7 protein-coding genes are annotated in these 12,129 nt (G+C 44.0%); 3 read left to right on the forward strand and 4 right to left on the reverse strand.

Features of this window, described 5'->3' with window-relative positions; all coding sequences use genetic code 11:
* Window positions 1–238, reverse strand: a 238-nt coding sequence (locus tag ACLFWI_RS16895; RefSeq protein ID WP_446413879.1) for a UPF0175 family protein, incomplete at its 3' end; no start/stop codon positions are given.
* Window positions 239–348: 110 nt separating this feature from the next.
* Window positions 349–3,807 (reverse strand): HEAT repeat domain-containing protein, encoded by a 3,459-nt coding sequence (locus tag ACLFWI_RS16900; RefSeq protein WP_446413880.1) that lies wholly within the window; start codon window positions 3,805–3,807, stop codon window positions 349–351.
* A gap of 234 nt (window positions 3,808–4,041) precedes the next feature.
* Between ACLFWI_RS16900 and ACLFWI_RS16905 the strand changes: the two genes are divergently transcribed.
* Both ACLFWI_RS16905 and ACLFWI_RS16910 read left to right on the forward strand, forming a co-directional pair.
* Entirely contained in the window at window positions 4,042–5,004 is a 963-nt protein-coding gene (locus ACLFWI_RS16905; protein ID WP_446413881.1) for a DNA-methyltransferase, read from the forward strand.
* Between the two features lie 178 nt (window positions 5,005–5,182).
* A complete protein-coding gene (locus ACLFWI_RS16910) occupies window positions 5,183–6,079 on the forward strand; it encodes an alpha/beta fold hydrolase (RefSeq protein WP_446413882.1) in 897 nt (298 codons plus the stop codon).
* A 159-nt stretch (window positions 6,080–6,238) separates the two neighbouring features.
* Here ACLFWI_RS16910 and ACLFWI_RS16915 read toward each other — a convergent pair whose 3' ends face one another.
* On the reverse strand, window positions 6,239–8,686 hold the full coding sequence (locus tag ACLFWI_RS16915) for an AAA-like domain-containing protein (protein ID WP_446413883.1): 2,448 nt from the start codon (window positions 8,684–8,686) through the stop codon (window positions 6,239–6,241).
* A 360-nt stretch (window positions 8,687–9,046) separates the two neighbouring features.
* Complete coding sequence (locus tag ACLFWI_RS16920) at window positions 9,047–10,285, reverse strand: bifunctional sterol desaturase/short chain dehydrogenase (protein WP_446413884.1); 1,239 nt, start codon at window positions 10,283–10,285, stop codon at window positions 9,047–9,049.
* Between the two features lie 139 nt (window positions 10,286–10,424).
* Here ACLFWI_RS16920 and ACLFWI_RS16925 point away from each other — a divergent pair, with 139 nt between their 5' ends.
* Window positions 10,425–11,843 carry a glycosyltransferase gene (locus ACLFWI_RS16925; protein ID WP_446413885.1) on the forward strand — a complete coding sequence of 473 codons (1,419 nt, stop codon included), beginning with the start codon at window positions 10,425–10,427 and terminating at the stop codon, window positions 11,841–11,843.
* Window positions 11,844–12,129: the final 286 nt, after the last annotated feature.

A 12,129-nucleotide genomic window follows, 5' to 3' on the forward strand; every position in this document is an offset into this window, starting at 1 on the left:
GTGAATCCTGCTCTAAATCATCTTCCGTGTAAGGCAAATAGGCTTTTTCACGCTTGAGGAATTCGTAGGTTTCCCAACGGGATGAGAAGTTGAGCATTTGGCGCACTTGGGCGGCTCCAATGTGTCCTTGGCGATAGTTATCAGCCACGATAAGTTCTAAAATTCGGCGGGAGATGTTGGCAGGTTGCAGTTGTAGTTGATTGGCGATGTCGTCAGGAAGTTCGAGCGTGATTTGCATGATTTATTCTCATTAACTTATATGAAATCCAGGAAATCCCCCCTAATAAAAAAGCCTGCGATGATGGCGGTTACAGCATTGCTATTATGGGCAGTTCAGAGGATTTGATATTACGGTTGACCGTAACGTTCTTGCACGACTTCATAGAGGCAACGTGCCATTTCAACAGGAATTCCGGCAGGAGGACAGAGAATTTTTAGCCCTTCGATGCCACCTGCTAGAATAACTTTTATGTGGTTAGGAGTAGATTCAAGCCGTTCTAAGAATTTTTGGATAAAGGTCTGTTGTTGGGGTTCGGATGTAGGGGGATAGCTTTGAGCGAGTTGATTCAGCAGAGCTTGAATCTTTTGGGCAGCTTCAGCAAGATCCTGCTCGGAGATGTTGATATTCTGCTTGGCATGTTGAATGAATTTAATATTGCTGCCTTCGCTGGCGACATTAACACCGATGGTTGCTCCACGTTGATCGAAATCGAACTTGTTATCACTCATGTAAATATTTATTTGACTTGGTTGCCATTCTATTGTATCAGTTACATTTAGTTCTGGTGGTGAGTATTGAGCTATTTCGTAGTTGTAGAATCCGCAGCGTGATTGGATAGCAGCGATCGCAGTAAGTAAATTTTCTCGAACTGTAATTTTTGGTTTTAACAGAAGCTTATTCAGTTGAGGTAACTCTTCAGAGTCCCCAATTTTACCTATTGCCTCAATAACCTTTGGATGAACAACAAGAGAATCAAGAGGGGTTTTAACTTCAATTGCTTGAAATAAAGCAGGAATTACTTTTTTGCTGCCAATTTCTCCCAATGCCTCAGCAGCACTGGCGCGAATCTGATGATTCTGATTTTCTAAAGCTTGCAATAGAGCAGGAATTTCATCCTCCCCTCCAACTCTACCTAACGATCTAGCAGCACTGGCGCGAATATTAGGATTTTTATTTTTAAAAGCCTCACATAAAGCTGGAATTGCACTCTTGCCAATTTGCCCTAACTCATAAGCGACGATACGACAAACCTCAGTATCTTCATCATCTAATGCTTCAAGCAGAGTAAGAATTGCCTCTTGATTACCAATTTGCCTCAAAGCCCTAGCCACCTGATAACAATTCTCGTGGGAGCAATATTTTAAGAATTCTCGAAGAGTAGGGATTGCTTCTGGGATGCCAAGTTTTCCCAATGCAATAGCAGCACTCCAACGGTCAGTATCTTCCTTTTTTTTCAAGGCGTGAAGCAGAACAGAGACTACCTCAGTATTTTTATGACCAATTTCTCCTAAAGCAATAGCGATACTCCAGCGAACACAAGGAAAATTATTCTCAAAAGCTGTGAGTAGATAGGGAATTTCTTCCTCACTGCCAATCTTACCTAGTGCCTCAGCAGCTCTAGAACGAATAATACAATTTTCTACCTCCAAAGCGTTAAGCAGAGAAAAAATAGTAACTTGATGCTCAATTTCCTTTAAATTGTCAATGGCTATTCTGCGAAGAAAGGACTCGTTCTGCTCCAAGGCAACTTTAACTATAGTGAGAACGGCATCTTCAGCCTTAATTTTCGCTAGAGCAAAAATAGCGCTACTGCTAAACGAGTCATGAATACGAATAATAGGGTTGACATCTGTCTGAGAGTTCCAATCTTCCAGAGCTTGCTGTAGTGTAGGAATCGCCGCTTCATGACCCATTTTTCCTAGTGCAAGAGCAGCATATTTACGAACTTGGAAGTCTTGATGCTTCAAATGTTGAACCAGAGCCTGAATTACTGCTTCACCATTAATTGCTGCTAATGCAGAGGCAGCATTCTTACGCACTTCGAGGTTATCGTCTTCCAGAGCTTGGAGCAGAGCAGGTACAGCCTCTGGATTTGCGATTTGACCTAACGCAGAAGCCGCAGCAGCACGAATATGGGAATTTTTACCGACCAAAGCTTTCCTTAAATTAGGAATGGCTTTCTCACTACCTATCTTTCCTAAAACTCTAGCAACTGTGGAACCAAGCCAATAATCTTTATGTTCTAAACCTTGGATAAGAACAGGAATTGTAGACTCATTACCTATTCTTGCCAATGCTTCTATAACTTTGTTATGAATACTAAGATTTTCGCTTACGAGTTCTTGCTCTAAAATAGGAATTACCTTCTCAGAGCGAGTCATGCCATATAGATGAATCTTAAGAGAATGAGAAATATTAAATACACCAATTAAACCAATTGTCTCCTTCTGCAAATCAGGTTTTACTTCCCCTACCAACCTTGCTCCTAAACATATATCTACCTTCAACGCTAGGTCTATTATTTTTATTGCTTGGTTTTTAGCTGTCTCTTCATTTATTTCTAATAGCCCAAGCATAAGTGCAATTGGCTCTGTCCATTTCAGGGAGTTGAGATAATGACACTTCAGTTTTTTTACACCTTCCTCATCTCTCAGAAGATCAGGTACATATTCCAGCAAGTATTCCGCCGCGTAATATTCCTGAATTATTTGATGGTGAAAACTAATTTCTCTATCATAGAATCTTTCTAAAAGATGATACTTAAGCAACTCTTCAATCCGGGAGGAAGTACCATAAAGCTCACCAAACCTTTCAGTAAGAACTTTTTCTGCTCGTTCATCAGAAATAATCAAGCCCGGATCAGTTGGCTCCCGATTGTTCAGCATTGTAAACGCCAGATGTTCCAACCAACGATTCCAATCTCTACGGCGTTCATCTGTAACGGGTGCGTCTTCCTTGTATTTTTTGAAAGACCGGAAAAATTGACGGAATGCCTCTCCCAACGTCTCGACAACAGTGTCCTTTTCCTGAAACAATTGATACAGCATCCATAAAACAAATGGCGTGCGACTCAACTCTCGATTGTCTCGGCTCAATAATTGCAATATTTGTTCCGCTTGAGCGGGCATACATTCTTGTAAAAAGCGATTGATTTCTGGAGGGCTAAGCGGTTGAACTTCTAACCTTCTTTTGATACCCAAATCGCCGCTGCCTAGTTCTCGCGTTGTGCAGATGAGTGGTATTTCTGAATATTGGCACTCCTCACGAAATGCTTTAAGTTGTGTACGAGCTGTATCTGCTGGCATCTCGTTCAAGCCATCTAAAAGCAGAATCAGCCGTTTCTGAAACAATACTTCTTCAACTTCGGGAATTTTCAGTCGTAGTTGTGGCTTAAGGGCATCTCTAATCAGAGTCAACATCCCCGATGGATCTTCAGAGGTAGAAAAACGGACGTTGTACCTTTTCAACGGAACCAGCACAGGAATTCGAGGTTCTGGTTTTTCAAGCTCCTTTTTTGCAAAACTGACTAAACAACGCAAAAGCGCGGTTGATTTGCCGACACCGGGCGAACCTACCAGTAAAATATGCTCGGATTCAACGTAATTCTGGATTCCTTTAAGTATTGGCAGTGAAACTATCTGTGGCTTCTCTTCTCCTCTCTTCTCTTCAGTTTGCACCATCTGCTCAAATGAGAAGGTTGCCTGTTTAGCTGCGATTGTTTCAGTCAACGCATCCACAGCCCACCACTGTTCGTAGCGGTGACAGATGTTTTTTAGGTAATCCTGAAACTGGCTAGGGGCAATCATGGGAGAGTGATATTATATCCATCTTAATAGGAATGGCACGCTCAGATGAGGCTGGTGGGCAGTGCCCACCCTACGGTCTATCAAGGGTTTCGACGATCCGAAAAGGCAAATTTTCAGTGCCATTTATTTTAAGAGAGTCTTTTCTATAATAGGCTGGTTATCCGGCATAATGCCTAGATGATTGAACTTGGCTGGTATATTCATCCCATACTAAGCCTGTAATAAGATAAAATAATGCATAATCTGGCATTTAACTACAACTCAGAAACCATAGGTGGCTCCCTTATCCTGCATGCAGACTGCTTTGATTGGTTGGCGCAGATACCGGAAAATAGCATTCATGGGGTGGTAACCGATCCACCCTATGGAGTAAAAGAATATGACATTGAGCAAATTACGAAAAGAAGCAATGGTAAAGGAGGAATTTGGAGAATTCCACCGTCTTATGATGGACATCAACGTTCACCTTTGCCCCGATTTACAGCACTGACTCAGAAGGAGCGAACTACTTTGAAATGTTTCTTTGTTGAGTGGGCTAAATTAGTCGTGCGTGTACTACGTCCTGGGGGTCATGTCTTTGTTGCCAGTAATGCTTTTCTGTCTCAATTAGTTTTTTCGGCACTCGTTGAAGGTGGGTTAGAATTTCGCGGTGAATTAATTCGTTTGGTTAGAACACTGCGCGGCGGCGATCGCCCAAAAAATGCTGAACAGGAGTTTCCTCATGTATCATCTATGTCGAGAGGATGTTATGAACCGTGGGGGATTCTGCGAAAACCTATCCCATCAGGAATGAAAGTGAGTGACTGTTTGCGAGAATTTAAAACGGGAGGCTTACGACGAACACCTGATGGTAATCCATTTAATGATGTTATTTTTAGTGAACGGACTCCGCGTCAAGAACGGGAGATTGCGAATCACCCCAGTTTAAAACCTCAGTCGTTTTTACGCCAAGTTGTTCATGCTGTTTTACCCTTAGGCGAAGGTATTCTGATTGACCCCTTTATGGGTTCAGGTTCGACAGTCGCCGCCGCCGAAGCTGTAGGCGTTTGCTGTATTGGTATTGAGCGGTATGCAGAGTATTACCAGATGAGTCGCACCGCCATTCCTAAGTTAGCCGCGTTGAAAAAATCGACGGAGAATGTTGATGTGCAAATATCCACTGAGTCGAACAAACACCAGCAGTTAACGCTTGAGTAATCCCTGACTTTTCACGAGAAATCACGAAACCTGCGTATTAGGGCGGGTTTAGTCGCATCTGGGTGCAACCGAAGAGATAGTAGTGAAACCCGCCCCTACACCTTTAAATGGTGATCCTATTCCTTAACGCTTACGCTATATTAAGATTAGTTAACGTTACTTAACATTATCGAGAACCATGCAGGCGACCCCCGTTGCAGCAACAGCTACTATTCCTGGCATCTATTGGCAGTGGCGAGGACAGTCCATTTACTACGTCAAAGCGGGTGAAGGGCGATCGCAACGTCCTCCTCTGTTACTAATCCACGGATTTGGTGCATCGACGGATCACTGGCGCAAGAATATTGCTGAACTCCAACAAGACTTTGAAGTTTGGGCAATTGACCTATTAGGGTTTGGACGATCCGCTAAACCAGACTGGCAATATAGTGGTGATTTGTGGCGAGACCAGTTGCATGATTTTATCACCCAGGTGATTGGTCAGCCTGTGGTGTTGGCAGGGAACTCTTTAGGTGGCTATTGTGCGCTGTGTGTAGCGGCGCAACGTCCTGATTCTGCGGCGGGAGTGGTTTTGCTCAATAGTGCGGGTCCGTTTACCGAGACGAAAGTTCCAGAGTCATCGAATTCAGGGCGAAAGGGATTCAAGAACCTGACGCGAAGTTTCTTATTGCAACCTTGGGCGAGTTTCCTTCTGTTTCAATACCTGCGGCGACGGGCAATTATTCGCAAAACCCTCAAGCAAGTCTATTTAGATCACAGCGCTATTACTGATCAGCTGGTCGAAGATATCTATCGTCCCTCCTGCGATCGCGGAGCGCATAAAGTCTTTGCTTCCGTCTTCAAATCGCCCCAAGGGGAAAAAATCGATGTGTTGCTTTCCCAATTACGCTGTCCCTTATTACTCTTGTGGGGAGAAGGTGATCCCTGGATGAATGCCAAAGAACGGGGAGCCAAATTCCGTCAATATTATCCTCAACTGACAGAATACTATCTCCCAGCCGGTCATTGTCCCCATGATGAGGTTCCTGACCAAGTGAATGAACTCCTAAAATCCTGGGTGATTAAAAATTGTTAAAGATTCGGACATTTTTCCCCCCTTTCAAAGGGCAGCTAGGGGGGATGGGGGCTAAGGGGGATGGAGATTAGGGAACTCTTAACAGGGAACGGGGAACAGTAAGGGTTTGAGACTTATTTATATAACTTAATCTAGTTAAGTTTATTTCCACCAACCTACTTAATACTTATTAATCAATGAAAAATCTCTGAAGCCAAAATTGACTACAAAAGCAACATTTAAATTTTCCATGGATTTAACTAGAGAGGGGATATCTCCTATTGGTTTTGATTCATAGTGATTGAATAAAATAGCCATGCGTTTTTCCAGGTCGGGGCGAATTTCAGATGGAGACAACAAAACCAGTTTAAGCAGCAAAACTGTCATTTGTAGCGAACCCAGATTAACCACTAAATCATCAAACCAATAATGTTCCGGTTTTTCTGGACTTTCGATGATGAGTAAATTAAACAACTGGCTGCATGTTTTCTTGATCAGGAATTTATCCAGTTTATTCTGATTATATTCAGTTAGCGTATTAGCCAGGTGTTTATTTAACAATCCATAAAAGTAATGTTGTCCATAGCTCGGATCAATTGATGCAATGATATACTGATATAAATTGTCTTTAAAGAGAGAATAAGAAGGCGTTTTAAATGTGCGGTGTAGGAATTTTTGTGCCTCACAGTAGGCAGAGGAATTCTTGGCTTTTCCGCCAAACTGCCGCAGTGCCAGATACAATTCTTCATCATCCAATAGCGTGGGATTTTTTACCGATGGCTTCCTCATTCTAGTAGGGGATACGGTTCCCTTTACTAGATAGGTTGCATACTGCCACAATTCGTCTTCCAACTGTTGCTGTTTTTCCGCTTGCAGTTTTTGGATGGTTTGCTGAGCTTCTTCGGAACAGTCTTGACTCAATAGACAATAGGAAAATAAGAATGGATATCGCCCAATTAACTCAGCTAATTTCTTCCGTTCCCATTTAGAATACTTTTCTGTAGATGTTGGCTCATCCACCACTACCCTCAGACGTTCTAAGGCTCGATACTCTTCGGAATCGATAAAGGTTTGTACGAGTTGTCGCAAACGGCTAGAGGTGGGCTGATGGCTAATTTGGAACAGCTCCAGCAACTTGTTGATCGCCATATTTTCTTTAGGCGTCATTTGCCAGCGGTTCACCAGAATGTGACAGCAGCGATAAATGATATATTTAAACTCTTGATCCGCTCGTCTAGATGCGGTAATTCTGTAGAGTATATCTAAAATTTTTGGGTCTGAATAGTCGATTCCATGGATAAACAATTGATGGAAACGCTCAATCATTTGCTCCGGGGATTCCCGTTGTAAGCAGTCCATTAAGTGTTTGTAGAGACGTTCGGCTAAGGTGTCTAAGTCAAGATCTCCCTCGTGATTTCTTTTCGCGAAGGAAACGGGTTGAGGTAGACTAGGAAGGAGCTGCTGCACCCACTGTTGATTAAAAACAGACTGGTAAATCGGATTATAGACTCGAAGTTGACTATTTTGCTTGACCACTAATCCGGTCAACCGCAATTCCATTTGGGGACGACTTTCATTCGCTGTGATTTGTCCATCTTGTAAAATTTGCTGGTAGATATAAATAATTTCGGGATGACGCTGGCCACATTTGAGCAAGCGATTGCGGATCGTTCTGAGATGTTCGGGTTCGTCAAAGGCTTCCCAATTTTGAATGACTTGGCTTTGAATGATTTTTTTGACCCAAGCTGATGTTTTCGATTTAAGATTTAGTCCCGGATAAATTCTCTGTAGCAGGCTAGGTTGCCGGATCTCTCCGGTTTGGGTGTAATGTCTTGGCGTCTCAACCTGTTGATGAACTATTTTACAAAGCTTTTGGGTGAGAAACGGTTGACCTCCTGTCCAGGCTAAAATTTCTTGGAGAATCAAATCGGGATGACTGACTTTTCCCACTAATCCCTGCACTAATGGTTGAACGTCTTCGAGTTTAAATCCGGAAAGTTCAATTGCCTGACCGATATTGAATGGGGTGCAGTATTTATCTTGAATTAGATCAGAGGGTGTGGCAACACCGAGAAAAGCAAACGTGAGGCGTTTATAGTTAGGATTAGTGGCTCGCTGATTGTAGCAAGATTTGATCGCGACTAAAAAATCATCCACCGGAAATTTTAAGCGGAGAACGTTATCGATTTCATCGAAAAAGATGACTAAGTTTTGCGGGATTGCTTGAAGTAATACCTCATCAAAAAATGTACCAAACCGTTGTACAATAGAGAGATGTTTGCGCGTAGACCACCAAGTTTCTAGTTCACTGGCATCCATGAGATCAAAGCTGCCCGCCAAGGTGTAGACAATACCCGCGTACCACTGTTCTAGGGTAATATTTTGGCATCCGATCGCGGTCAGATCAACAGCAGCGCAGGCAATCCCCTGCTGCTTCAGGCGCTGCATTGTGCGAACCCGTAAGCTAGACTTCCCCATCTGGCGGGAGTTGAGGACATAACAGAACTCTCCAGCTTTCAGCGCTTCGTAGAGTTGATTGTCAGCTTGTCGAACCACGTAGGTGGGAGCATCAATGGGTAGACAACCCCCAACTTGATACTCATAGACTGAGTTTTGGACGGCGCTCATGGGATGCACTTGGGGTGTAAGTAAAAATACGGATTTTCCCTCTGACAGGATTGTATCCTAGATTGTTATATTTCCCAGAACTAATCGCTTATGCATCCCATTGAATGAATTAACTTCATAAATTCTTCATCAGAACCTGATAATTTGGGGGTTAGTGTGAAGATTTGATGAAGTGAACCATTAGAGACAGCCTCTAACGCACCCTAAGGAAATACTGTATAAAATCTAAAACAACAAGCGGAAATTGGGTAAAGGGCGACCAGACAAAATTGAGTGGACACAGTTTTTAATTGATGCAAGCGGGTCGCCCCTACCTTTAACTGGTGTTTCTTTTACTACAGGAAATAAGAACCAGGGTTGTCATAATCTAACTGATGATTCTGACGCCTTGTGACTAAAGACTCGGAAATATAAACTGACCAAAAACTCTTTGATCGGAAATGCCAAAAACGTGAGCGGATTAATCGTGACAATAATATTCCGGACATCTCGCACCGCTAAGTTGATAATTTGTTTTGCCACCCAATCAGCAGACATAACGCCAATGGGATTCAAATTACTCTTAAACGGTCCCAAAATCAGTTTCCGTACCACACAAGGCGCATCTAAGCGGCGTAATGTGACTAAATCTCCTAATGCCCGTTTGCTTAATTCATAGAGGGGACTGACGGCTGGACTGACTTCGGCTTCGGAGGTATTTACCCATACTTCCTTGCGGGCAATATCTTGATTGGTGCGAACGGTCTGCAAAAATAATTCTAATAACCGCCAACTGGAGAATGTATTCACCTCATAAGATTTCGCGATCGCGTCAGCGGTTCTTTCTCCATGGACGTTAATCCCATGATTGAGAATCAATATATCAACCGATTCTAACTCAGCCGCAATCTCAGATTCCTGTCCCACTTGCCAGGTAATCGTTTTCACCGATAACGGTTCGCCTTCTGAGGTTAAAATAATCGGGTCTGACTTCGAGGTTAACCCGATAACTTTAGCCCCGCGCTGGTGCAACTGATACAATAGCGATCGCCCCAATGTGCCAGACGCCCCAGTAACGGCTACCGTTTTACCTTTCAGGGATAGCGCAGTACCCATAAGTTTATCGACGAAGGTCAATGTGCCACAATAATACGCCTTTTGGTTATCAAAGTGATGTCGCCAATGATAAGGGCGATTGACTGTCCAGTTTGAGGGGGGACTAAAGAATGGTCCGGGACGATGGGTTAAGTCGGTTAATTCATCGGCACCGGAGAGTCCACTCCCCCGCGCGATCGCACTTCCTAAAAAGCTTAACGTATAAACAACACCCGCCAACGCCGCCCAATGGGGTTCACTCCAGATATAGGCGACTCCCCACAACCCGAGGCTAAACAGCAACATCACCAGGGATTCGGGTAAATCATTGTACCAATGGGCTTGGCGATAAATTTGCTCACTAGCCGGGGTTAAATCCGGTTTGAACACCCGATGGTGCCAAACGTGCAACCGATATAACGGTGTCCAATGATGGGACAGGACGTGATAGAAGTCGCGGATTAGTTCCACCCAGAGGACAGAACCTAGTCCCCATACGGCTGTACTCAGAAACGATATCACCATACAAACGCTATATCCTCACCCATGCAGAACGAGCAAACGTTAAAATACTAGAGCATACTCCTCAAAGTATAAAAAAATTAACGATTTAAGTTACAATTAGATACAATTTATTTGCATGGGTGGAGAAATCAAGGAGCTTATGCCAGAGAACTCCTGGACAGAGAATAACCATAGCAGTGAGCTTGATCCCCTTAGCTCTCTGCTGTCTGAGTGGTCTGAAGATGATTTTGAGAGCGACTTTTTCTTTCAGGGACTCGAAGGGCGACGACGCAAAGCGGCGTTGGCGCTGACCCTGATTTGGGGAGGGACGATCACTCTGCATCTGCTGTCCTGGGGGTATTGGTTAGTTTTTGGTTTAACCGCACTGTTGGGTATTCAGGCGATACGGGTATTAGTAGCGCGACCCATCCGAGTGCCGAAACTGCTACAGGGGGAGAATCCAGCGGATTTTCCGTTTGTGTCCTTACTGGTGGCTGCTAAGAATGAAGAGGCGGTAATTCAGAACCTGGTAAGGATGCTGTGTAACTTAGATTACCCCCAGGAACGCTGCGAACTTTGGGTGATTAACGATCACAGTACGGATAAAACCCCAATCCTTTTAGATCAATTGGCGGCAGAATACGATCAGTTAAACGTATTTCATCGCGATGCCAATGCCACAGGCGGTAAATCTGGGGCGTTGAATCATGTATTACCCTTAACCAAAGGGGACGTGATTGGTGTCTTTGATGCCGATGCCCATGTGACTCAAGATCTACTGCGGCGAGTGTTGCCAATCTTTAACCAGTCGAGAGTCGGGGCGGTACAAGTGCGAAAAGCGATCGCGAATGCGCCTCTGAATTTCTGGACAAAAGGACAGATGGCAGAAATGGCGCTGGATAGCTATTTCCAAAATCAACGGACTGCCATTGGTGGGATTGGTGAACTGCGGGGAAATGGTCAGTTTGTCCGCCGTTCGGCATTAGAACGCTGTGGCGGCTGGAATGAGCAAACGATTACCGATGACCTGGATTTAACTATACGCTTGCATTTGGATAGATGGGATATTCGTTTCCTCGAATTTCCTGGCGTGGATGAGGAAGGTGTGACAAGCGCCCTATCCCTCTGGCATCAGCGGAGTCGTTGGGCAGAAGGCGGATATCAGCGTTATTTAGACTACTGGCGTCTGATTGCTAGTAATCGTTTGGGTTTGAGCAAAACTATCGATTTATTCTCGTTTTTAATTATTCAGTACATCTTGCCAACGGCGGCGATACCCGATTGTTTAATGGCAATACTTCGCTCTCGTTTACCTCTGTATAGTCCGATTACGGGATTAGCCCTTACTCTGTCTTTCATTGGTATGTTTACGGGTTTGCGTCGCATCCAGCGTGATCAACCGTTGACAATTGGTGCTTTCTTTCTCAATGCCTTACAAACAGTGCGTGGCGTTCTTTATATGATGCACTGGATGCTGGTCATGTCAGCTACAACCGCTCGTATGTCCGTGCGTCCTAAGCGATTGAAATGGGTGAAAACTGTGCATCAGGGGACAGGGAAGGAAAGTTTTGAGTTTTGATTAACCCTTCGGCTTCGCTTAGGGTCAAAATAATCGGATCAGCTAATGTAGGGTGGGCAATGTCCACTACAGACAGATCCCTGACTTCTTGGAGAAGTTGGGGATCTTGCTTGAGGCTGTACCTCATCAAGTGATCTCAATTATCGGATTGAAGCCTGTCTGCGCCATTATGATAGTGAGATTCCCTTTCCGCAGCGGGATTTACATCTGCGATCGCCTCAACTTGAAGAAATACAGCTCTTTGCGCTGTAATAAAGTACAGTAGATCAAAGTCCCCCTTCAGATC

Origin of the sequence: Coleofasciculus sp., assembly GCF_046539235.1 — a bacterium.
Lineage (GTDB): Bacteria > Cyanobacteriota > Cyanobacteriia > Cyanobacteriales > Coleofasciculaceae > Coleofasciculus.